21 protein-coding genes and 1 tRNA gene are annotated in these 21,588 nt (G+C 69.0%); 13 read left to right on the forward strand and 9 right to left on the reverse strand.

What is annotated here, in order from left to right:
• Window positions 1-5: 5 nt before the first annotated feature.
• Window positions 6-1,313, reverse strand: a complete 1,308-nt coding sequence (locus tag BCF74_RS15015; protein WP_170070267.1) for an ABC transporter substrate-binding protein — start codon at window positions 1,311-1,313, stop codon at window positions 6-8.
• Window positions 1,314-1,511: 198 nt separating this feature from the next.
• Here BCF74_RS15015 and BCF74_RS15020 point away from each other — a divergent pair, with 198 nt between their 5' ends.
• Window positions 1,512-2,198: a GntR family transcriptional regulator gene (locus BCF74_RS15020; protein WP_106298768.1), complete on the forward strand. Its 687-nt coding sequence runs from the start codon at window positions 1,512-1,514 to the stop codon at window positions 2,196-2,198.
• Window positions 2,199-2,349: 151 nt separating this feature from the next.
• Window positions 2,350-4,788 (forward strand): discoidin domain-containing protein, encoded by a 2,439-nt coding sequence (locus BCF74_RS15025; RefSeq protein ID WP_106298769.1) that lies wholly within the window; start codon window positions 2,350-2,352, stop codon window positions 4,786-4,788.
• A gap of 115 nt (window positions 4,789-4,903) precedes the next feature.
• Here the strand turns inward: BCF74_RS15025 and BCF74_RS15030 are convergent, their stop codons facing one another.
• Window positions 4,904-6,775: an acyl-CoA dehydrogenase gene (locus BCF74_RS15030; RefSeq protein ID WP_106298770.1), complete on the reverse strand. Its 1,872-nt coding sequence runs from the start codon at window positions 6,773-6,775 to the stop codon at window positions 4,904-4,906.
• Window positions 6,776-6,952: 177 nt separating this feature from the next.
• Here BCF74_RS15030 and BCF74_RS15035 point away from each other — a divergent pair, with 177 nt between their 5' ends.
• The 3 genes from BCF74_RS15035 (at window position 6,953) to BCF74_RS15045 (ending at window position 8,254) form a co-directional block, all read left to right on the forward strand.
• Window positions 6,953-7,696, forward strand: a complete 744-nt coding sequence (locus BCF74_RS15035) for a hypothetical protein (protein ID WP_106298771.1) — start codon at window positions 6,953-6,955, stop codon at window positions 7,694-7,696.
• Window positions 7,697-7,775: 79 nt separating this feature from the next.
• A complete protein-coding gene (locus tag BCF74_RS15040) occupies window positions 7,776-8,015 on the forward strand; it encodes a ribbon-helix-helix protein, CopG family (RefSeq protein ID WP_106298772.1) in 240 nt (79 codons plus the stop codon).
• Window positions 8,012-8,254: a toxin gene (locus BCF74_RS15045; protein ID WP_106298773.1), complete on the forward strand. Its 243-nt coding sequence runs from the start codon at window positions 8,012-8,014 to the stop codon at window positions 8,252-8,254. The genes BCF74_RS15040 and BCF74_RS15045 overlap by 4 nt, the downstream gene beginning before the upstream one ends.
• Before the next feature lie 6 nt (window positions 8,255-8,260).
• Here BCF74_RS15045 and BCF74_RS15050 read toward each other — a convergent pair whose 3' ends face one another.
• Both BCF74_RS15050 and BCF74_RS15055 read right to left on the reverse strand, forming a co-directional pair.
• Window positions 8,261-8,746 carry a WapI family immunity protein gene (locus BCF74_RS15050; protein WP_146132994.1) on the reverse strand — a complete coding sequence of 162 codons (486 nt, stop codon included), beginning with the start codon at window positions 8,744-8,746 and terminating at the stop codon, window positions 8,261-8,263.
• A 65-nt stretch (window positions 8,747-8,811) separates the two neighbouring features.
• A tRNA-Gly gene (locus BCF74_RS15055) sits at window positions 8,812-8,885 on the reverse strand.
• Between the two features lie 92 nt (window positions 8,886-8,977).
• Here BCF74_RS15055 and dcd point away from each other — a divergent pair.
• From dcd to BCF74_RS15070, 3 genes are read left to right on the forward strand one after another with little or no spacing between them, the layout of a single operon-like run.
• Window positions 8,978-9,553, forward strand: a complete 576-nt coding sequence (dcd, locus tag BCF74_RS15060) for a dCTP deaminase (protein WP_106298775.1) — start codon at window positions 8,978-8,980, stop codon at window positions 9,551-9,553.
• 3 nt (window positions 9,554-9,556) lie between these two features.
• Entirely contained in the window at window positions 9,557-9,949 is a 393-nt protein-coding gene (gene cutA, locus BCF74_RS15065) for a divalent-cation tolerance protein CutA (RefSeq protein WP_218279288.1), read from the forward strand.
• Complete coding sequence (locus BCF74_RS15070) at window positions 9,946-10,578, forward strand: alpha/beta hydrolase (protein ID WP_106298776.1); 633 nt, start codon at window positions 9,946-9,948, stop codon at window positions 10,576-10,578. The genes cutA and BCF74_RS15070 overlap by 4 nt, the downstream gene beginning before the upstream one ends.
• Window positions 10,579-10,602: 24 nt before the next feature.
• On the opposite strand, the gene BCF74_RS15075 is transcribed toward BCF74_RS15070, so the two are convergent.
• Window positions 10,603-12,078 (reverse strand): MFS transporter, encoded by a 1,476-nt coding sequence (locus BCF74_RS15075; RefSeq protein ID WP_106298777.1) that lies wholly within the window; start codon window positions 12,076-12,078, stop codon window positions 10,603-10,605.
• Between the two features lie 52 nt (window positions 12,079-12,130).
• Here BCF74_RS15075 and BCF74_RS15080 point away from each other — a divergent pair, with 52 nt between their 5' ends.
• Entirely contained in the window at window positions 12,131-13,645 is a 1,515-nt protein-coding gene (locus tag BCF74_RS15080; protein ID WP_106298778.1) for an amidase, read from the forward strand.
• Window positions 13,646-13,741: 96 nt separating this feature from the next.
• On the opposite strand, the gene BCF74_RS15085 is transcribed toward BCF74_RS15080, so the two are convergent.
• Genes BCF74_RS15085 through BCF74_RS15095 form a run of 3 tightly spaced genes read right to left on the reverse strand, consistent with a single transcriptional unit; the run spans window position 13,742 to window position 17,015 of the window.
• Window positions 13,742-15,166 carry an ABC transporter substrate-binding protein gene (locus tag BCF74_RS15085; protein WP_106298779.1) on the reverse strand — a complete coding sequence of 475 codons (1,425 nt, stop codon included), beginning with the start codon at window positions 15,164-15,166 and terminating at the stop codon, window positions 13,742-13,744.
• Between the two features lie 35 nt (window positions 15,167-15,201).
• Window positions 15,202-16,128: a carbohydrate ABC transporter permease gene (locus tag BCF74_RS15090; protein ID WP_245889395.1), complete on the reverse strand. Its 927-nt coding sequence runs from the start codon at window positions 16,126-16,128 to the stop codon at window positions 15,202-15,204.
• The gene (locus BCF74_RS15095) at window positions 16,125-17,015 is read right to left on the reverse strand and encodes a carbohydrate ABC transporter permease (protein WP_106298780.1); all 891 of its coding nucleotides are present in this window, start codon (window positions 17,013-17,015) and stop codon (window positions 16,125-16,127) included. The genes BCF74_RS15090 and BCF74_RS15095 overlap by 4 nt, the downstream gene beginning before the upstream one ends.
• Before the next feature lie 310 nt (window positions 17,016-17,325).
• Between BCF74_RS15095 and BCF74_RS15100 the strand changes: the two genes are divergently transcribed.
• The 4 genes from BCF74_RS15100 to BCF74_RS15115 are packed head-to-tail and all read left to right on the forward strand — an operon-like array spanning window position 17,326 to window position 20,867.
• On the forward strand, window positions 17,326-18,447 hold the full coding sequence (locus tag BCF74_RS15100; RefSeq protein WP_106298781.1) for an ABC transporter ATP-binding protein: 1,122 nt from the start codon (window positions 17,326-17,328) through the stop codon (window positions 18,445-18,447).
• Window positions 18,444-19,091 carry an ABC transporter permease gene (locus tag BCF74_RS15105; protein WP_106298782.1) on the forward strand — a complete coding sequence of 216 codons (648 nt, stop codon included), beginning with the start codon at window positions 18,444-18,446 and terminating at the stop codon, window positions 19,089-19,091. Before BCF74_RS15100 ends, BCF74_RS15105 begins: the two co-directional genes overlap by 4 nt.
• On the forward strand, window positions 19,088-19,927 hold the full coding sequence (locus BCF74_RS15110) for an ABC transporter permease (RefSeq protein ID WP_106298789.1): 840 nt from the start codon (window positions 19,088-19,090) through the stop codon (window positions 19,925-19,927). Before BCF74_RS15105 ends, BCF74_RS15110 begins: the two co-directional genes overlap by 4 nt.
• 19 nt (window positions 19,928-19,946) lie before the next feature.
• Complete coding sequence (locus BCF74_RS15115) at window positions 19,947-20,867, forward strand: ABC transporter substrate-binding protein (protein WP_342747582.1); 921 nt, start codon at window positions 19,947-19,949, stop codon at window positions 20,865-20,867.
• A gap of 299 nt (window positions 20,868-21,166) precedes the next feature.
• Here BCF74_RS15115 and BCF74_RS15120 read toward each other — a convergent pair.
• Window positions 21,167-21,588: HNH endonuclease signature motif containing protein (locus BCF74_RS15120; RefSeq protein WP_146132995.1), on the reverse strand; the 422-nt coding region annotated here is incomplete at its 5' end.

Raw genomic sequence — 21,588 nt, forward strand, 5'->3', positions numbered from 1 at the left:
TGCTCTCAGTTGACGGCATATCCGACGGACTGTGCGAGCTGGGTGAGCTGTGCCTGGAGGTCCTCCATGCCGTCGGCCAGCGTGCCGCCGGCCCGGACCTTGGCGACGACCGTGCCGGTGATCGCGTCCTCGACCCCGTAGGCGGTGTTGGACTCGGCGGGGTTGATCAGGTCGGCCTGTGCCTTGAGCGCCGGGATCGGGTTCTCCGCGTAGAACGGGTCGTCCGCGCGCTTCGCGGCCCACGCTTCGGCAGCCGGTCCGTAGGCGGGGTAGGTCGGTGCCTCGGCCTGCACACCCGGGTCGGTGGCCATCCACTGGGCGATCGCGGCCGCGCCCTTCTTGTTCTTGGAGTGCTTGGACACGAGGAAGATCCCGCCGCCCGTCGCACCGGACCACGCCTTGGACTCACCGGACCACGTCGGGTAGGGGGCCGCGGCGAGCCGCCCCTGGGGCAGGGCGTAGGACGACTCCGGCTTGAAGACGAAGTCCCCGTACCAGGAGGCGCCGGGCATCATGAGGATCTTCTTCTCCTTGCCCAGCTTGACGACGTCGGCGTCGAACGGGCCGCTGCGCGACACCACGCCCTTCTCGATGAGTGGGTCGAGCAGGTTGGTGACCCGGGTGCACTTCGGGTCCTTGGTGTCGATCTTCACCTGCTGCGGTCCAGTGACCGTCTGCAGCGGGCAGCCGCTGGACCAGAAGAAGTCGTAGTAGACGAACTTGAAGCCGGCCGTCCCGATGATGTAGCCGGGGTGTTCCGCAGCGACCTTCTGGCCGAGTGCGGCGTACTCGTCCCACGTCTTCGGGACCTCGTAGCCGAACTCGCCCATGAGGGTCTTGTCGTACCAGAGCACCGACTGGGCCAGGTCGTTCTTCAGGCAGTAGAGCTGGCCGTCGATGGTGCAGCCGGCGTTCGCCGTGCCGAAGTTCTTCTGCACGTCCGCGGGGACGAGGTCGTTCAGGGGTTGGGCGTAGTCGAAGAGCTTGCTGCTGAGGGAGGCGACCTCGTTCGGCACGGCGTCGAAGAGGACGTCCGGCCAGCCCTTCCCGGTGCGGTTGAAGAGCTGGATCTTGGTCAGCAGGGCGGCCGAGTCGTACGTCTCGATCTTCATCTTCACGTCCGGGTTGGCCTTCTGGTAGGCCTCGAACGCCGGCTGGCGCGTCGAGTCTGTCCACACGAGCAGCGGAGCATTGGGGTCGTCCGCCGCGGCGCCCGTCGACGCGCCGCCGGAGCATGCCGTGAGGGCCAGGGCGAGACCTGCGGCCACGGCAGGGACCGCGCGCCGCGCGGCGGGAAAGGCTGGCAACTTCACGGGGTCTCCTCGTTGAGAGTCTTGGCACGACATGAAACTTCGTGCACGATTGGGCAACCATCGACGGTGCCGCAGTGTCTGTCAACCGGTTCGGACAGCAGACGCACGATCCGCCGTCGGCTCCCCGTGATCGTGCTGAAGACATCACGCTGAACAACATCGTGCTGAAGAACATCGTGCTGAAGAACAGGCAGGCGTATGCCGGACACACCGCTCGACCCGAGCCCCGACCTCTCCATCCCCACCCGGGCCGTCCTCGCAGACGATGTTTTCGATGCCCTCAAGGACGCGCTCGTCACCCGGAGGATCGAGCCCGGAGCGCGCATGAACATCGACGCCCTGGCCCGCCAGCTGCACGTGTCGAACACGCCGGTGCGTCAGGCGCTCGGTCGCCTCGAGGCGCTCGGCCTCGTCGTCAAGGTGCCCTACCGGGGATTCCTCGCCTCACAGCTGCTCGACTCGCGGACCATCGCCGAGCTCTATGACTTCCGGTTGATCCTCGAGCCGACGCTCGCCGCGCGGGCGGCGTTGCGCCACAGCCCTGAGGGCGCCGACCGCCTCGAGTCCGTGTGCGACATCGACGCCCTCGCCGATCTCGCCGGCCGTCCGGACGCCGGCCGGCTGCTCGGCGCGCGTGACATCGAGTTCCACCGCGGCGTCGCGACGGAAGCCGGCAACTCGGCCATCGTCGACCAGCTGACGGCGGCCCTCGACCGGATGATGCGCTACACGCTCTATGACCGGCAGACCGCCGCGGACCTTGCCTGGAACGAGCATCGCGCCGTGCTCCACGCGATCCGGCGACGGGACGCCGAAGGGGCGGCGGATGCCATGCGACAGCACCTGCACAACGGGCTGGACCGCATGCGCGACGCCATCCGGTGAGTGGTAGGCGGGTGCGCGCGAACGATTCGGCCCGAGCCGTCGCGGATCATGCTGTGTGCTTGGCCCGGGGGCTGACCCGCATCAGACTCGTGTGAACCGGCCTTTCTTCGGAGGGCCATGACCCACCACCTCAACGACGAGGACGCACACGATGAGCGACCGCCGACGGCACACCCCCCATTCGCACGCCCGCGCCAGCCTGGCCAGCCGGATCGCCCGCGGCCTCACCACGGCGGGTCTGCTGCTCACCGCCGGGGGTGGGCAGGTGCTGCTCGCCGGACCGGCGCAGGCGGCCGTGCAGGCCGAGCTGCACGTCGCGCCGAACGGTACCGGCACCGCCTGCAGCGCGACGAGCCCGTGCTCGCTCACCCAGGCGCAGCAACGCGTCCGCGCCCTGGCCCCGACGATGACGGGAGACATCGTCGTCACCCTGCAGGGCGGCACCTACCACCTGACCGCACCATTGAGCTTCTCCTCGGCCGACTCTGGGACCGGAGGACACGTCGTCCGCTGGCAGGCTGCACCGGGAGCCCGTCCGGTGCTCTCGAGTGCCAGGAGCGTCGGCGGCTGGTCGGAGGTCGCTGGATCTCCCGGCCTGTGGCGAGCCCCCGTCGCGGCCGGGGTCGACTTCCGGCAGATCTATGTGGACGGCACGCGAGCCGTGCGCGCTCGCGGTGGCTTCGCACCCGCCGGGTTCACCGCGACCTCGACGGGCTACACGACCACCGCCGCGGCGTCGCTCGCGACGTGGAAGAACCAGTCCGACATCGAGCTGGGCTACCGCACCCTGTGGACCTACTCGCGGTGCCCCGTGGCCTCGGCCGCGGCGACGACCGTGACGATGGCGCAGCCCTGCTGGAAGAACGCGCACTCCTCGCCCTACCTGCAGAACGACAAGCCCCTCTGGATCGAGAACGCCTTCGAGCTGCTCGACACCCCGGGCGAGTGGTACCTCGACCGCACGGGAGCCGTCGGCACGGGGACGCCCACGCTCTACTACCGACCCCTGCCGGGTCAGCAGCTGACCGGAACCGGCGCGGTCACCGTCACCCATCCCACGCTGGAGCGGCTGCTCGTCGCGTCCGGCAGTGGGCCGGGCGACCGCCTCCACGACGTGCAGTTCATCGGCCTGACCTTCGCCGACAGCTCGTTCCTGCGACCGAACTCCGCCGAGGGGTTCGCCGAGGAGCAGGCGAACTTCACGCTCGTCGGACCCAACGCGTCACACTGGATCTACTCGGGCTCGACCAAGACACCCGGAGCGGTCGTCATCGGCTTCGCCACGAACGTGCTCTTCCAGGGCAACACCCTCACACGGCTCGGCGGAGCAGGGCTCGACGTGGAGCGCAGCTCCAACACCGTCACCGTCCTCGGGAACGAGGTCACCGACGTCTCGGCGAACGGCATCCAGATCGGTGACATCACCGACGCGGACCAGCGGCCCGCTGCCGCCGACCGGATGCACGACATCACCGTGAGCAACAACTACGTGCACGACGTCGCCGTGGAGTTCCAGGGCGGGGTTGGGATCTTCGGTGGTTTCGTCGACGGTCTCAAGGTCCTCCACAACGAGGTCGCGGACGTGCCCTACACCGGCATCTCGATCGGTTGGGGTTGGGGATACCTCGACGAGGGCGGCCTTGGTGACGGCACCCAGGCGGGGCCCTCGACGACCGTCCAGGAGACCACGCCGACGATCGCCGGCAACACCCAGGTCATCGGCAACTACGTGCACGACTACTTCACCGCGGGTTCGGACGGCGGCGCGGTGTACACCCTTGGCGCACAACCGAACTCACTGGTGCGCGACAACTACTTCGCGAACGCACCCGACAGCGCCAACGCCCGCGGGATCTACCTGGACAACGGCACGAAGGGCTACCTCGTCACCGCGAACGTCGTCGACCGGACGTCGAGCTGGCTTCTCGTCAACGAGGGCGCAAACAGCCTGAGCAACCCCGCTGCCAAGGGCAACACGATCACCGGCAACTGGTCCAACCAGACGAGCCGACAGTGCTGCTCCTCGCTCAACACCTACTCCAACAACATCGACACCGTCTCCGGCTCGAACTGGCCCACCGCTGCGTGGGCGGTCATCGACGCGGCGGGGCTGCAGACTGCTGCCGTCGACCCGAGCGGCGTCCAGCACAACTGGCGGGCCGAGCTCCACGGGACGCGCTCGACGACGGATCTCGCTCGCACCGCGACGCCCACGACCACCAACGCCTACTCGGCGACCTACTCCGGGCGCGCGGCCATCGACGGCAACGCCCAGACCCGCTGGGCCACGACCGACGGGACCACGACCGCCAACCTCGAGCTGACCTGGTCCCAGCCGACGAGTCTCAACCGGGTCGTGCTCCGCGAGGCCAAGCAGTACGACCCGCGGATCGAGCGGTACACCGTCGACTACTGGAACGGGCAGTCGTGGGTCACCGTCGTGACCGGCCTGTACCCCGGTGTGGCCGAGACGTCGACGTTCCCCACGGTGACCACGACCAAGCTGCGCCTGTCGATCACGGCGAGCGCACCGGGTCCGACGGTGCAGGGATTCGAGGTCTACAAGGACCCGGCGACGACGAGCCCCTGACGGCCGTCCCCGGCCGCTGCCTCACTGTGATCCATGACGTATGCCGCCCGCGCGCCAGGCGCGCGGACGGCATACGTCATGTCGGTGTGTCGGAAGGTCTCGGCAGAGCCGGGCCTCAGAAAGCGGACTCGGGCACGTCCATGAGGTCGTTGTCCGTCGCTTCGGCCATGGCGCGCTCGGCGGCGAGGCGGGGCAGGACCTGGCGGGCGAAGAACTGCGCCGCCGCGACCTTGCCGGTGTAGAAGTCACGGTCCTTGTCGCTGACCTCGCCCTCGAGCGCGGTGAGCGCGATGTCGGCCTGGCGCAGCAGCAGCCAGCCGACGACGAGGTCACCGGCGGCGAGCAGCAGGCGCGTGGTGTTCTGGCCGACCTTGTAGAGGTTGGTGACGTCGCCGTCCTGGCGCGGGTCGGACTTCATCAGCTCGCCGACCATGTAGCCGAGGATGCCCTGGACGTTCTCGATGGCCTCGCCGAGGAGCTCGCGCTCGCGGTCGATCCGGCCGTCGTGGGCGCCGAGGTCCTTGGCGAACTCCTGCATCTGCATGGCCAGCGTCGTGAGCGAGGCCGCCTTGTCCTTGATGATCTTGCGGAAGAAGAAGTCGAGGCCCTGGATGGCGGTCGTGCCCTCGTAGAGGGTGTCGATCTTCGCGTCGCGCACGTACTGCTCGACCGGGTAGTCCTGAAGGAAGCCAGACCCGCCGAACGTCTGCAGCGACTCGGTGCCGAGAAGCACCCAGGCGCGCTCGGAGCCGAGGCCCTTGACGATCGGGAGGAGCAGGTCGTTGACCCGGCTGGCCTGCTCGGCGGCCGAGCCCGGCTCGAGCTGCTCGGAGCCGGTGCGCAGCTGCTCGGCGTCGACGATGTCCTGCTGGGTCGCGGTGAAGAGGACGAGCGCGCGCAGCCCCTCGGCATACGCCTTCTGCAGCATGAGGCTGCGGCGGACGTCGGGGTGGTGCGTGATCGTCACGCGCGGCGCGGCCTTGTCGGTCTGCTGGGTGAGGTCGGCGCCCTGGACGCGCTGCTTGGCGTAGTCGAGGGCGCCGAGGTAGCCGGCGGAGAGGGTCGCGATGGCCTTGGTGCCGACGAGCATGCGGGCGTTCTCGATGACGCGGAACATCTGCGCAATGCCGTTGTGCACATCACCGAAAAGCGTTCCGACAGCAGGCTTCTCGCCGCCGAAGGTGAGCTCGCACGTCGTCGAGACCTTGAGCCCCATCTTCTTCTCGACGTTGGTGACGTAGACGCCGTTGCGCTCGCCGAGCTCACCGGTCTCGAGGTCGACGTCGTACTTGGACAGGATGAAGAGGGAGAGGCCCTTGGTGCCGGGGCCGGCGCCTTCGGGGCGGGCGAGGACGAAGTGGACGACGTTGTCGACCATGTCGGACTCGGCGCTCGTGATGAAGCGCTTCACGCCGGTGAGGGTCCACGTGCCGTCCTCGTTCTGGACGGCCTTGGTGCGGCCGGCGCCGACGTCCGAGCCGGCGTCGGGCTCGGTGAGGACCATCGTGCAGTGCCAGCCCTTCTCGATGATCCAGCGGGCGAGCTTCTTCTGGTCCTCGGTGCCGAGGATGTGCAGCAGCTTGGCGAACGAGTAGGACGCCGCGAACATCGCGATCGCCGGGTTCGCGCCGAGGATCATCTCGTTCATCGCCCACTTCAGGCTCGGCGGCGCGACCGTGCCGTCGAGCTCACCGGGGACGTCGACGGCCCAGAAGCCGGAGTCCTGGTAGGCCTTGTAGGACTTCTTGAACGAGTCCGGCATCGTGACCTGCTGGGTCTGCGGGTCGTAGACCGGCGGGTTGCGGTCCGCGTCCTGGAACGACTCGGCGAGCTCGTTCTCGGAGAGGCGCGAGACCTCCTTGAGCATCTCGCGGGCAGTGTCGGCGTCGAGCTCTTCGTAGGGGCCCTGGCCGAGGACGTCGCCGCGACCGAACACCTCGAAGAGGTTGAACTCGATGTCGCGCAGGTTGCTTGTGTAGTGACCCATGCCTCCATGGTGCTACTGGCGAGTAACGGTGGGCAAGGCGGCTCGGGTCATTGTGACTGAGCGCACGCTTAGTGGCGGTGCGCGCGGAGGCGCGCGGACGGCATACGTGCGCCGGATTTCGTATGCCGTGTGTGCCGGTCCCGTGCCGCGGCGGACTCGTGTGGTTGGTTGGGAGGCATGCCTGACCAGTCCACTCCCACTCCCGTTGGCGCGACCTCCGGCAGCTCGCCCGACGCGGCGAGCGACACCGCCTCCGACGCCGTCGCGCAGGCCAACACGGCCCTCGAGGCAGGCCGCCTCCACGAGGCTCGCGTCCTGCTCGCCGAGCGGGTGGAGCTGGAGCGTGACATCGAGGCGTTGAGGCTCCTCGGTGAGGTTCACCATGGGCTCGGCGACCTGCCGGCCGCTGGTGCGGCGTGGTTCGGGGCGGGCGTGCGCGGGCCCGAGGTCGATGCCGCCGTCGAGGCGTGGCGCGCGGAGCACGACGACGACTTCCTCGCGATGTGGCGCTCGCTGCCGCGGTCGGTGCGTCAGGCGCCGCGCTCGAAGAAGGTCGACGCGCTGCGGACCAAGGCCCAGGAGGTCAAGAAGAACGCTGCTGCCGAGACGGAGTCGCATTCGCCGGCTGGTGAGGCGCCGGCTGCCGTGGGCACTCCACCGGCGAGTGCAGGGTCGCCGGTCCCTCGCGCGGTCGGCTCGTCCGCGCCGGTGGTCGAGGACGCCGACGGCGAGGCGCGCGGTTCCTCTCCGTCGACCGCCGTGACCAAAGTGGCCAGCAAGGCCGTGAGCAAGGTGAGCAGCGGTGCCGGTGGCGGTGGCATCGACGCGGCGCAGATTATCGCGTGGGTGATCGCGGCCTTCGTGGTGCTGTGCGCGGTCGTCGGGCTCGTGACCATCCTGCGCTGGCTCGTCCCGGGCTGAGCCGTATGCGCCTCGCGAGGCCCATGCGCTCTCCCGAGCCGGTCCAGCCATGGCGCCCGGAGCATTTTCGTCATACGATATGTGCGTGGTGAGCGAGGAACAGATCCAGAAATGGGCCGACGAGGCCGAGGCTGGCTACGACGTCGAGGAACTGAAGCGTCGCGGGCGTGGGCGACCTGGGCGCGGCGCAGAACCGATGCAGGTCGTCGCCGTCCGATTGACCGCTGAGGAACTCGACGCTCTCGACGCGGCCGCCGCCAAGGGCCGCATGAGCCGGTCTGAGGCCATCCGTGCCGCGTTGGCCCATTTCGCTGCGTGAAGGTCCACCCGAGCGCGCACAAGCACGGCGTCACGACGGAGGATGCGATTCAAGCGGCTCACTGGTCTCTGTGGATCGAGCCGCTCGACGAGGACGACTGGCCGAAGCGAGAGTTGCGCCTGGGGTTCGATACCCAAGCTCGCGTTGTGGAGACCATCGTTCTGCGGTTTGAGAGTGGTGAGGAGATGGTGATTCACGCCATGCCCGCACGCAAGAAGTACCTCGACCTCCTGCCCTGAGCGGCACTAACGGAGGGGGAACGCGGCCAACTCGGCCAGCCACGCATCAGCGCCTACGTGGACGTCCGCGGGTGACAAACGCAGACGCTCGATTGTGTCGAACAGTTCTGTATCCGGCTCGGCCCATGGAGGACTGGCCTCGAGTGACAGGTGGACTCGCATCACGACTTCCTCCAGATTCCACGCCTCGACGCTGAACGCGATGTTCGGCTCCAAGAAGACAAGGAGGTCTCGTTCGTTGTGCTGGGGTGAGGGGGCGATGAGTCCTGCCGCCGCCTCCTTGAGCCAGGAGCCGAGCTCAAGTGCTTCCACCGTGAGAAGGCACGGATCTCGGAAGGTGAACACCTCGCCTGTTGCCCGCCTGACAGTGCCCTCGATCATGAGCCAGTTGGCGTCGGTGTCACGCCCGGCCGTTGGCGGACCGTCGTATGGAAGTTCGTAGCCAACGGGACTGAGGGCAACCCATGCGCCGTCAGCGGATTGCAGAAGCACTCGTTGATGGTGGCAGATATCGGCACCGAGGTCGTAGGGCTGAAGTGGAGTGGTTGCCGATGTGGTGGAGCCGGTGACGGGAATCGAACCCGCGTGTCCAGCTTGGGAAGCTGGCGCTCTACCATTGAGCTACACCGGCAAGCGCCGCCCTGAGGGTCCCCATCGCGTGGACGAGGCCCGGGATGACGGTGCGGCAGGCAGTCTAACCCGACGCTCGGTTAGTCTCGGCACGTGCTGCTCAGCGACCGCGACATCAAGACCGAGATCGCCAACGGACGGGTCGTCCTCGACCCGTGGGACCCGGCGATGATCCAGCCCAGCAGCATCGACGTGCGCCTCGACCGGTACTTCCGGCTCTTCGACAACCACAAGTACCCCTACATCGACCCGAGCGAGGACCAGCCCGACCTCACCCGCCTCGTCGAGGTCGAGCCGGACGAGCCGTTCGTGCTGCACCCGGGCGAGTTCGTCCTCGGCTCGATCTACGAGACGGTCACCCTGCCCGACGACGTCGCGGCCCGGGTCGAGGGCAAGTCCAGCCTCGGCCGCCTGGGCCTGCTCACCCACGCGACCGCCGGTTTCGTCGACCCCGGCTTCTCGGGCCACGTCACCCTCGAGCTGAGCAATGTCGCCACCCTGCCGATCAAGCTGTGGCCGGGGATGAAGGTCGGCCAGCTCTGCTTCTTCCGCGTGTCCACCCCGGTCGAGAACCCCTATGGCTCAACGGCATACGGCTCGCACTACCAGGGCCAGCGCGGACCGACGGCGAGCCGCAGCTTCAAGAACTTCCACCGCACGCAGGTCTGAGCCGTGTCCGCGCCGGTGCCTGGACACGACCTCCTCGAGGTGCGCATCTCGGCCCCAGCCGAGCACGCCCAGCGCCTCGCTCGACTGCTCGTCGAGGAGCGACTGGCGGCGTGCGCGCAGGTGCTGCCCAACATGACCTCGACGTTCCGCTGGGACGGGCAGGTGGCGACCGAGCTCGAGCAGCTCATCCTCGCCAAGACCCACCGTTCGCGGTTTGCAGCCATCCTCGAGCGCGTCGGCGCCGAACACCCCTACGACGTCCCGGAGATCCTCGCGGTCCCGATCGTCGACGTGAGCGAGTCGTATGCCGCGTGGCTCGCCACCGAGGTCGGAGCGGCCACTGACCCGACCGATCCCACCGACACCCGCGACACCACCGGCCGAGGAGACACGTGAAGGACCCGCTCGGGCGGCTCGTTGCCCACGACCTGCGCGGCACGATGCCCGACGAGGCCGAGGGTGTCGTCCTCATCTGCCACGGCGGCGGCGAGCGCGGCTACGGCCCGATGCCGTGGTGGGAGGGCCCGGTCCTGCGGATGCGGCCCTTCGCCAAGGCCATCGAGCGCCGGGCCGGCAATCGTCTCGCGGTCGTGCGGCTCAAGAACCGCTACTTCGGCTGGAACGGTGCCGAGCAGACACCGCTGCTCGACGCGCGGTGGGCGCTCGAGCAGATCCGTGAGCGGTATGCCGGTCTGCCGCTCGCGCTCGTCGGCCAGTCCATGGGTGGCCGGGTCGTCCTGCACCTCGCTGGTGAGCCCGACGTCAAGGCCGTCGCCGGTCTCGCGCCGTGGATCGCCGACGGCGACCCCGTCCTCGGCCGTCCCGGGCTCGACGTGCTGCTCATGCACGGCACCGACGACCGGGTCACCGACCCGCGCCGGACCGAGCGCCTTGCCGAGCAGCTTCGGGCGCAGGGCGCCGACGTGACGTGGCGCCCGGTCGAGGGGGAGATCCACTCGATGCTCAAACATCCACGGGTCTGGCACCGCGAGGTCGCCGACTTCGTCACCGGCTCCCTGCTCTGAGCTCACCCCACCGCTGCCCACTCATCAACTTCTCCCATCCGACGCGTCCGGACTTGCCGGAGGGGAGGACTGGGTGAGCTCTGGACGAGAGGAGTCCTGGGGAGTGGGGGAGGCGCCGGCGAGGCCGAACCAGCTGACGACGCCGCCGACGATGAGCAGGATCGCGCAGATGATCATCGAGCCGCGGAACCCGGCCGTCATCGCCGCCGGGTCCTGGTAGTCGTCGCCGGACAGCCCGACGAGAGCCGGCAGCGCCGCGACCGCGAGCAGCGACCCGGCACGCGCGACGGCGTTGTTCACGCCAGACGCGACACCGGCATACCGGTCCGGGGCGGCAGCCAGCACGGTCGAGGTGAGCGGGGAGACGAGGAGGGCGAGCCCCAGGGCGAAGGCGACCAGCCCGGGCAGGACCGTCCACCACGTCGCGCCCTCACCGGCGGGCAGGAGCAGGAGCACTCCCGCGGCACAGATGAGCGGGCCGACGGCCATGGGGATGCGCGGGCCGATGCGTTCGGACAGCTGCGAGGCCCGGGACGACAGCAGCATCAGCGCGACCGTCGCCGGCAACCCGGTGAGCCCGGCCGAGAGGGCCGACCAGCCCGCCGACACCTGCAGCTGCAGCACGAGGATGAAGAACACCACGCCGAGCGCCCCGTACACGACGAACGTCATCGCGTTGGCGGCCGAGAAGACGCGGTCCGCGAAGAGCGACAGGCGTACCAGTGGGTGCCGCGAACGTCGCTCTGCGACAACGAAGCCGAGCCCCGCGGCCAGCGCCACCGCGGCCACGCCCACGACGACGACCCGGCTCGTGCCCGACGACGCGGTCAGCGCATACGTCAGCGCGCCGAGCGCGACCACGGTCAGCCCAGCCCCGAGCCAGTCGAAGCCGCGCTCCGTCGCCTCGGTGTCCCGGGACTCCGGCGTGGCCCACAGCGTCAGCGCGATGACGGCGAGGCAGAGCGGCACGTTGATCCCGAAGATCCACCGCCAGCTCCCGTTGTCGACGAGCCACCCGCCGATGAACGGCCCGATCGCCGCCGCGATCCCGGACAGCCCCGCCCACGTGCCGATGGCCGCCGCGCGGTCCTCGCGTCGGAACACCGACTGGATGATCGCCAGCCCGCCCGGGGTCAGCAGCGCCGCGCCGACTCCCTGGAGCACCCGCATCGCGATGAGCTGGGCCGGTGTCTGCGCGACGGCGCACAGCGCGCTCGCCACGAGGAACCAGCCCATCCCGACGAGATAGACCCGTCGCCGCCCCAGCCGGTCCCCGAGCGCGCCGCCGACGAGGACGAGCGACGCCAGGGCGAGCATGTAGCCGTTGATGACCCACTGCAGCTGTTCGAGCGAGGCATCGAGCTCGGTGCCGATCGTCCGAAGTGCGACGTTGACGATCGAGCCGTCGAGGATCGCGATCCCCGACCCGAGGGTCACGGCGGTGAGGGTGAGGCGCCCGCGCGTCTCGGAGCGGGAGAGGAGTTCGGTCACATCGGCCATTGTCGCCGTCGCGTCGCTCGTAGCGGTCCGGATGGTCCGGTAGGAAGGGCGCATGACGACTCCAGCCACGCGGGTCAGCGCCTTCACCGACGACGCCCTCGGCACCGACGACGCCACGGCCGTCGCAGAGCGCATCGCCCGCGGAGAGGTGTCATCCGTCGAGGTCGTCGAGGCCGCCATCGCCCGCATCGAGGCCGTCAACCCCGCCCTGGGCGCCGTCGCCGCGACCGACTACGACCGGGCCCGCACGCGCGCGACCCGGCTGCGCACCATGACCCCACGCGACTCGACCTCGCCACGCACGGCGGGCAGACGGCATACCGACGACGCAGCCGGAGACGCGGCGTTCATCGGCGTGCCCAGCGCGACGAAGGACAACGTCCACGTCGCCGGCATACCGATGACGATGGGGTCACTCGCCGTCCCGACCACGCCCGGCACCCACGACGGAGCCTTCACGCGGCAGTTCCTCGACACCGGCCTCATCCCGGTCGCCTCGACGACGATGCCCGAGTTCGGCTGGACCCCCACGACGGAGCGCGTCGGCGGCGACGTCACCCGCAACCCGTGGGACACGCGCCGCAGCCCGGGTGGCTCGTCGGGCGGTGCCGCGGCCCTCGTCGCGAGCGGCGCCCTGCCCATCGCGCACGGCAACGATGGTGGCGGCTCGATCCGCATCCCGGCCGCGGCGTGCGGTCTCGTCGGGCTCAAGCCGACGCGTGGGCGGCTGCGGCTCGACGAGGGCAACGCGAGCATGCCGGTCAAGGTCGTCGTCGACGGCGTGCTCACCCGGTCGGTGCGCGACACGGCGCGTTTCTTCGCCACGGCGGAACGAGTATGGCGCAACCGTCGCCTTCCCGAGATCGGCCTCGTCGAGCGCGGGGTGCCCACGGGGCAGCGGCTGCGCATCGGCGTCATGGTCGACTCGCCCGTCGCGCCCGCGTCGGATGCCGACACGCGGCGCGCGGTTGAGCGCACCGCGGGCCTGCTGGAAGCGTTGGGGCACAACGTTTCCGAGTATGCCGCGCCGATCCCGGAGTTCTTCAAGGCGGACTTCGAGGACTACTGGGCGTTCCTCGCGTATGCCGTGGCGCGCCGCGGGCGTCGCATGTTCGGTCCCGACTTCGCGCCCGAACGGCTCGACCCGATGACCCTCGGGCTCGCGCAGCGGTTCCGGCGCCGGGCCCACCGGACGCCGCTCTTCATGACGCGCCTGGGGGCGTCGGGCCGCGTGCAGCAGCGGGTGTTCGGTGACATCGACCTCGTCCTCACACCCGTGCTCACCCACGTCGCTCCGGAGATCGGGTACCTCAGCGCCGACCTGCCCTTCGACGTCCAGTTCGAGCGCCTCGTCGCGTATGCCGGCTTCACGCCACTTGCGAACGCCACCGGTGCGCCGGCGATCTCGCTGCCCCTGGGGCGCACGGAGGACGGGCGGCCCGTCGGCGTCATGATGTCGGCCCGGCGCGGGGAAGAGCGACGCCTCCTCGAGATCGCGTTCGATCTCGAGGAGGCGTCACCCTTTGCCAGTCTTGCCCGTCCCGATCTCACCCAATTGGACGGTTAGGGACACCGGCCCGTTCCGATCTCACCCAATTGGACGGTGAGGGACACCGGCCCGTTCCGATCTCACCCAATTGGACGGTGAGGCACGTGACCGGGGTCAGTTCACCGAGTTGTTGTACTGCTCGATCTGCGAGGTGAGCGACTGCGCCGCCTTGGTCATGGCCTGCTGCGCGTCGGTCCCGTTGAGGGCGGCCTCGATGCCGTCCTCGGAGGCCTTGCGCGCCTGCGGCATGACACCGAGCAGGCAGCCCTGGGTCGCCTTGGTCAGCTTCGTCGACTCGAGCTGCTTGACCGCGACATCGAAGAGCGGGTTCGCCTTGCGGTACTCGACGTCGATCGGCTCGTCGAGCGCGCCCTTGCTGATCGGGAAGTAGCCCGTGCCGGTGTGCCACTGGGCCTGGCTCTTGGGGTCGGCGAGGAACTTCACGAACCGCCACGCGGCTTCCTTGTTCGCGTCCTCCTTGCCCTCACCGTTGATCCACAGCGACGCGCCACCGATGATCGGGCCGCCCTCGGTGCCGGCCGTGATCTTCGGGTAGTTCGCGGCGCCGAGCTCCCAGCCGCCCTCCTTGGCGGCCTTGGAGAAGCCACCGAGCTGGCCCGTCGACTCGAGCGTGATCGCGAGCTGGCCCGACTTGAACGCGGCCTGCGCGGCCTTGGTGTCGCGACCGGTGTTGGCGGCGAGGCCGTCCTTGACCATCTGCTGCCACCACTTCACGACCTCGACCGCCTCGGGCTGGTCGAAGAGGACCTTCGTCGCCTTGCCGTCACGGCCGTTGCCCTGGTCGCAGTACTCCTTGCCGTCGGTGGCGATGAACTGCTCGAGCAGCCAGCCGTAGATCGCGGCGCCGAAGCCGTAGTCCGCCGGACCGCCCGACTTCTTCGACAGCTTCTGTGCGGCCTCGCGGATGCCCGCGAGGTCCTGCGGCGGGTTCTCCGGGTCGAGCCCGGCCTCCTTGAAGAGCGTCTTGTTGTAGTACAGGACCGGCATCGAGGTGTTGAACGGCATCGAGTTCAGCTTGTCGTCGATGCTGTAGTAGCCGGTGATGTTCGGCTGCAGGTCCGAGACGTCGAGCTTGTCGCGGTCGATGAACGCCTGCATCGGGATCGTCTGCTTCGCGTCGATCATGAAGCGGGTGCCGATGTCATAGATCTGGATGACGTCGGGCGTCGACTTGCTCTGGATCGCCGCCTTGTACTTCGTGATGGCGTCGTCGTACTTGCCGGCGTAGGTCGCCTTGACCTCGATCTTGCCCTTGTTCGCCGTGTTGAAGTCGTTGACGAGCTTCGTCAGCGCCTCGGCGTTCGTGCCGTCCATGGCGTGCCAGAACGACACGGTCGTGACACCGCTCGCCTTGTCGAGGACATCGGCCGCGGGGGCGCCGCTGCTGCCGCCCTCACCGCCGCCATCGCCTCCGCCGCCGCAGGCGGCGAGGACGAGGGAGAGCGACGCGAGACCGGCCGGGACGGCATACCGGAAACGCCGCGACCGACCCCCTCGGTTCGTGGTCGTCGTTGTCATGGGGTCCACTCCTTGGTTGGTGACGCGCGCAGGCATCATTTGACGGCACCCGCGGTGAGCCCGCGGACGATGAACCGCTGCCCGAAGATCACGAGCAGCAGGGTGGGGAAGAGGGCGAGCATGACCCCGGCGAGGACCATGCCGGGGGAGTCGGAGTCAGAGCTCTGCAGCTGGCTGATGCCGATCTGGATCGTCTGGTTGCGCGGGTCCTCGGTGGCGAGGAGCGGCCAGAAGTACATGTTCCACGCCGACAGCGCCGACCAGATGCCCAGCGCAGCGAGGCTCGGACGGCTCAGCGGCAGCAGGATCGAGAAGAGGAAGCGCAGGTGCCCCGCGCCGTCGACCCGCGCCGCGTCGCGCAACTCCATCGGGAACGACAGGAACGACTGCCGCAGCAGGAACGTGCCGAACCCCGTGGCGAGGAAGGGCAGGACGAGCCCGGCGATGGTGTCCTTGAGGCCCCACTGCGAGATGAGCAGGTAGTTCGGGATGATGATCGACTCGTAGGGGATCATCATCGTCGACAGGAACACGCCGAACCAGAACGCTCGCCACTTCAGCGACAGGAAGACGAACGCATAGGCCGCGAGTGCGCTCGTGACCATCTGGCCGGCCGTGATCCCGAGGGTCTGCAGGACGCTCGTGAGGTACTGGCTGCCGAGCGGGATGATGCCGAGCGCGTTGGAGTAGTTCTCGGGGTAGATCCCGTTCTGCGGCCACAGCGCCGGCGGGAAGCTGTTGGTGTCGCGCTCGCCCATGAACGACCCGACGAGGCCGTAGTAGACGGGGAACAGCACGACGAGGAAGAGCACCCCGAGGATGAGGTAGGTGACGAGGTTGCCGCCGCCGCGACGGCTCCCCGTGCGGCCACCTCTGCGTCGCCCGCCGTCGACGCTCGTGACGCTGTCCACGCTCGTGCCGCTGGTGCCCACGCTCTCGGTGTTCGTGTCTGGGCGCTTCACCGGTAGAACACCTTCCGCTCGAGGACCCCGAACTGCAGGGCCGTGATGATGAGGACGACGACGAGCAGCACCATCGCCTGCGCCGAGGCGTAGCCGTAGTTGCTGTTGTTGTTGGCGAACGCCTGCTCGTAGATCGAGTAGACGAGCGTCGTCGTGCGCCCTTCCGGACCGCCGACGGTGAGGATCTTGATCTGGCCGAAGCTCTGCAGCGCGTGGATCGTGCCGACGACGACGAGGAAGAACAGCTGCGGCGTGAGCAGCGGCATGACGATCGACCGCTGCAGCCGCAGCCCGCTCGCGCCGTCGAGCCGGGCCGCCTCGAGGATGTCGTCCGGCAGCGCGCCGAGACCGGCGGAGAGGACGAGCAGGTTGTAGCCGATCTGCATCCACACCGTCGCGCCGGACACCGACCACAACGCGAGGTCGGGGTTGGTGAGCCACTGGACCTTGTCCACACCGATGTAGGACAGCAGCCCGTTGAGGACGCCGCTCGCCGGGTTGAAGAGCACGCCGAAGATCACCGATGCCGTCGCCACGGAGAACGCGAACGGCAGCGCGAACGCCGTCCGGAAGAACCGCACCCCGCGGATGCGCGACTGCAACAGCAGCGCGATGAGCAGGGCGATGGCGATGCTCGGGATGACCGTCAGGACCGTGAACGCGAACGTCACCCACAGCACCTGGAGGAAGTCCGGATCGCTGAAGAGCCGCGAGTAGTTGACGAACCCGACGAACCCGCTCGGGTTGCCGAGGATGTCCGTGCCCTGGACCGACAGCTGGATCGACTTCACGAGCGGCCAGAAGATGAAGACGCCGAAGACGACAAGTGCCGGCACGAGATAGGCGAGCGCGACCCACCGGTCTCGCAGGGTCGGTTTGGCGTTCACCGTGGGGCGTTCCTCTCGCTCGGGCCGTGCCGGCTCATGCTAGGCCGCTGGTGCCACCTTCTGTCCACGAGCGAGACCAGATCGTGGCTTTTTCCCAGCGGCCACGGAAGGTGCCGGGACCACGCGCGGCGCGCGGCCGGCATACGAAGCCCGAACGAGCGGCATACGCCCTCTGCGCGGGCGGCATACCGGTTCGATCACGTTCGAACGCACCGTGCGCGGCTGCTCGCCCACGCATCCCCCGTATGCCGTCCGCTGCGGTTACGTTGGTCGAGTCACCTCTGTGCCGCGACTGTGAGAAGGGCTGTGCATGATCCGGTTCGACAGTGTGAGGAAGCAGTTCCCCGACGGCACCGTGGCCGTCCACGACCTCACCCTCACCGCGCCCACCGGCAAGATCACCGTGCTCGTCGGGCCGTCGGGCTGCGGCAAGACGACGTCGCTGCGGATGGTCAACCGGATGATCGAGCCGTCCGGCGGCACGATCACGCTCGACGGCAAGGACACCTCGCGCATGAACGAGGCCGAGCTGCGGCGGGGGATGGGCTACGTCATCCAGCACGCCGGTCTCTTCCCGCACCGCACCGTCCTCGACAACGTCGGCACCGTGCCGCGGCTCCTCGGCTGGGACAAGAAGGAGACGCGCGAGCGGTCTCGCGAGCTGCTTGCGCGGGTGGGGCTGGCGCCCGAGCTCGGCGACAGGTATCCCTCTCAGCTGTCGGGTGGGCAGCAGCAGCGCGTCGGGGTGGCGCGGGCGCTCGCGGCGGACCCGCCGGTCATGCTCATGGACGAGCCGTTCAGCGCGGTCGACCCCGTTGTGCGCGACCAGCTGCAGGACGTCTTCCTCGACCTCCAGGCCGAGCTGGGCAAGACGATCATCTTCGTCACCCACGACATCGACGAGGCCATCAAGCTCGGCGACCAGGTCGCAGTGTTGCGGGTCGGTGGCTACCTCGCGCAGATCTCCGACCCCGCGTACCTCCTGGCGCACCCGGTCGACGACTTCGTCGCGGACTTCGTGGGGCGAGACCGTGGGTACCGCTCGCTGCAGTTCCAGCCGACGCCGCGGCTGCCGCTCGCGGCCGAGCCGACGGTCGTGCTCGGCGAGTCGACGGACGGGTTGGCGGCGCCGTGGGTGCTCGTCGTGGACGACTCGCGGCGGCCGCTCGGCTGGGTCGAGCCGGCCAAGGTGTCGGGTCAGGTGACCGAGTCCCAGCTGCACCGCGGCGGGACGGTGGCGCGGGCGTCGGGGTCGCTGCGCAGTGCGTTGGATGCGGCCCTGTCGTCGCCGTCGCGGCGCGGTGTCATCGTCGACGACTCGGGCGAGCTCGTCGGCACGGTGCGGGCGCACGAGGTGCTCTCGCTCATCGAAGCCACGGACCGGCCGGACGAGGACCGCGCGGACGCGTTCGCCGCCGAGGAGTCGCCGTGACGTGGGTCAACGACCACTGGGGTGACATCTTCACGCTGGCGCGCAGTCACGTGTGGCTCGCCGGGTTGCCGTTGGTTCTCGGGCTGCTCATCGCGCTGCCGCTGGGGTGGCTGGCGCGGCGCTGGTCGCGGCTCTACCCCGTGCTCATCTCCGCATCAGGGTTGCTCTACACGATCCCGAGCCTCGCGATGTTCGTGCTCATGCCGCTGGTGTTGGGGACCAAGGTGCTCAGCCCCTGGAACGTCGTCGTCGCGATGACGATCTACACGATCGCGCTGCTCGTGCGGACCGTCGCGGACGGGCTGGGATCGGTTCCTGAGGCGACGCTGCAGGCGGCACGAGCCATGGGGTACAAGGGTTTTCGGCGCTTCTTCGGGGTCGAGCTGCCGCTCGCGGTGCCGGTCATCGCGGCCGGTCTCCGGGTCGCGGCGGTGTCGAACGTATCGATCGTCTCGGTCGCCTCGCTCATCGGTGTCGCCCAGCTCGGCAACCTGCTCACCGACGGGTATGACCGCTACATCCCGGAGGAGATCGTCGCCGGCATCATCGCGTGCGTTGTGCTCGCGCTGGTCTTCGACGGCATCATCCTCGGTGTGCAGCGTCTGCTGACGCCGTGGGTGCGGGCACAGGGGGCGCGGTCATGATCGCGAGCATCATCGACTGGCTCACGTCGTCGGCGACGTGGTCCGGCGAGGGCGGGCTCGGGGCGCGCATCGTCGAGCACCTCTGGTACTCGGTGCTTGCGGTGGCGGTCGCGGCGATGATCGCCGTGCCGCTCGGGCTGTGGGTCGGACACACCGGTCGGGCCAAATGGCTTGTGTCCGTGGCGAACTCGTTGCGCGCCGTGCCGACGCTGGGCCTCCTGTTCGCCGTGGCGCTCTGGCTCGGGCCGAAGATCCAGGGAGACCTCGCGTTCCTCATCCCCAGCATCGTCGTGCTCGTCATCCTCGTCATCCCGCCGATCCTGTCGGGGGTGTATGCCGGCGTGGAGGCTGTCGACCCGGCTGCCCGTGACGCTGCCCGCGGCATGGGGATGACCGGTGGTGAGGTGGTGCGGCAGGTCGAGATCCCGAACGCGCTTCCTCTCATGCTCTCCGGACTGCGGTCGGCCTTCCTCCAGGTCATCGCGACGGCGACGGTCGCGGCATACGTCGGCCTCGGCGGGCTGGGGCGCTACCTCATCGACGGCATCAAGACCGGTGACTACGTCTCCACCGCGGGTGGCGCGATCGTCGTCTCCGTGCTTGCACTGGTGGTCGACGGGGTACTGGCTCTCGTGCAGCGTGCCGTCGTGTCGCCGGGGCTCACCGGTCGCGCAACCCGTCGCCGTCGTGCGGAAGGGGACCGCGCGGTGGACGGACCGGGGACCAACTCGCGAAATCCTGACGCGAGAAGTGTCGCCACCGGAATGTCGGCGCCCGCTGATGAGGTTGCACCGTCAGCCGACCAGACCAGATCGTCCACGTCCACCCGCCAATGAAGGACACACCATGAAGCGCATGACCTCAGTTCTGGCCCTCTCGACCGCCGCAATGCTCGGCCTCACCGCCTGTGGTGGGGGTGGCAGCGACCCGCTCTCGTCCGACTCGCCGTCGGGCGGCAGCTCCGCCGGTTCCGGTGGCTCGGGCGGCGCGGTCGTCGTCGGCTCGGCGGACTTCCCGGAGTCCGAGCTGCTCGCGGAGATCTACGCGGGCGCGCTCAAGGCCAAGGGCATCAACGCCTCGACGAAGCCGCGCATCGGCTCGCGCGAGATCTACCTCAAGGCGCTCGAGGACGGCTCCATCCAGGCGATCCCGGAGTACACCGGCGCGCTCGGGTTCTTCTACGACAAGAACTTCAAGGAGACCGACCCCGACAAGGTCTACACCGCCGTCGAGGGCCTCCTCCCGGACGGCTTCCAGATGCTCGAGAAGTCGGCTGCCGAGGACAACGACTCGATCGTCGTCACCAAGGAGACCGCGGACTCGCAGAGCCTCAAGACGATCGCGGACCTCAAGGGCAAGGCCGGGTCGATGACGCTCGGTGCTCCGCCGGAGTTCCAGAAGCGACCGCAGGGCATCCCGGGTCTCACGGCGACGTATGGCGTGACGTTCAAGTCGTTCCGCCCGCTCACCGGTCAGGCGCTCGTCCAGGCGCTGAAGAACGGTCAGGTCGACGCGGCGAACATCTTCACGACCGACCCGTCGATCGCGGAGAACGGTTTCGTCTCGCTCGAGGACACCGAGAAGCTCTTCGGCTCGCAGAACATCGTCCCGCTCGTCGCGAAGGACCGTGCGGAGGAGCTGGCGCCGGCCCTCGACCCGGTGTCGAAGGCCCTGACGACGGAGAAGGTCGCCGAGCTCCTCAAGCAGACGGTCGTCGACAAGAAGGACGCCGCTGACGTGGCGCAGACCTTCCTCAAGGAGAACAACCTCGGCTGAGTCAGGTCGCCCGCTCGAGTGCTCGCTTGCTCGGCGCTGGTCTGCGAGGCACTCGGCTGCCCGCGTGCGAGCCCGCGCGACTGACTGCGCGAGCTGCGAACTGTCGATGAGTGTGGTGAGCCGACGAGGGCCGGACGTGCGCGGTGGCGCGGTCCGGTCCTCGTCGTATGCCGGCGTCGTAGGTCCGCGCGCTTCTCACCGGTGCGTGCAACTGACCCCGGTGCGCGCAGCTCTATGACCCCGTTGCGTGCAGCCCTGTGGCCCCGGTGCCGTGGTTGGCGTCGGGGTGTGGGGCGGGGTCATGGTCGTGGTGGTGGGTGGTCGTCGCCGGACGCGCGAGGGAGTGCGGGGTCGCCGCGGCCGTGGGGTGAGCCATGGGGTTGGAGTTGGGCGAGGGCGTGGTCGTAGGCGCCGGGGGTGAGGTCCCAGGTGACGCGTTCTCGTCCGTGCTGGTCGCGTTCGACTCGGCCGTGGTAGCGCTGGGTGTGGACGATGGTGTGGTGTCGCTGGCAGAGCAGGGCGCCGTTGTCGAGGTCGGTGGGTCCGTGGTCGGCCCAGTGGATGAGGTGGTGGGCGTCGGTCCAGGCTGCGGGTGCGTCGCAGCCGGGGTAGGTGCAGTGGCGGTCGCGGAGCCAGAGGCGTTTGATCTGGGCGGGGGTGAAGCAGCGTTCGGCGGCGCCGAGGTCGACGGGTTGTCCGCAGGTGTTCAGGACGGTGGGGA

Source organism: Knoellia remsis (assembly GCF_003002895.1).
GTDB lineage: Bacteria > Actinomycetota > Actinomycetes > Actinomycetales > Dermatophilaceae > Knoellia > Knoellia remsis.

What these genes read in the sequence shown, in the direction of transcription:
- BCF74_RS15020 (WP_106298768.1), top strand. Translation starts at nt 1,512, where the DNA reads ATGCCGGACACACCGCTCGACCCGAGCCCCGACCTCTCCATCCCCACC.
- BCF74_RS15025 (WP_106298769.1), top strand. Translation starts at nt 2,350, where the DNA reads ATGAGCGACCGCCGACGGCACACCCCCCATTCGCACGCCCGCGCCAGC.
- BCF74_RS15030 (WP_106298770.1), bottom strand. Translation starts at nt 6,775, where the DNA reads ATGGGTCACTACACAAGCAACCTGCGCGACATCGAGTTCAACCTCTTC.
- BCF74_RS15035 (WP_106298771.1), top strand. Translation starts at nt 6,953, where the DNA reads ATGCCTGACCAGTCCACTCCCACTCCCGTTGGCGCGACCTCCGGCAGC.
- BCF74_RS15040 (WP_106298772.1), top strand. Translation starts at nt 7,776, where the DNA reads ATGTGCGTGGTGAGCGAGGAACAGATCCAGAAATGGGCCGACGAGGCC.
- BCF74_RS15075 (WP_106298777.1), bottom strand. Translation starts at nt 12,078, where the DNA reads ATGGCCGATGTGACCGAACTCCTCTCCCGCTCCGAGACGCGCGGGCGC.
- BCF74_RS15080 (WP_106298778.1), top strand. Translation starts at nt 12,131, where the DNA reads ATGACGACTCCAGCCACGCGGGTCAGCGCCTTCACCGACGACGCCCTC.
- BCF74_RS15085 (WP_106298779.1), bottom strand. Translation starts at nt 15,166, where the DNA reads ATGACAACGACGACCACGAACCGAGGGGGTCGGTCGCGGCGTTTCCGG.
- BCF74_RS15100 (WP_106298781.1), top strand. Translation starts at nt 17,326, where the DNA reads ATGATCCGGTTCGACAGTGTGAGGAAGCAGTTCCCCGACGGCACCGTG.
- BCF74_RS15110 (WP_106298789.1), top strand. Translation starts at nt 19,088, where the DNA reads ATGATCGCGAGCATCATCGACTGGCTCACGTCGTCGGCGACGTGGTCC.
- BCF74_RS15115 (WP_342747582.1), top strand. Translation starts at nt 19,947, where the DNA reads ATGACCTCAGTTCTGGCCCTCTCGACCGCCGCAATGCTCGGCCTCACC.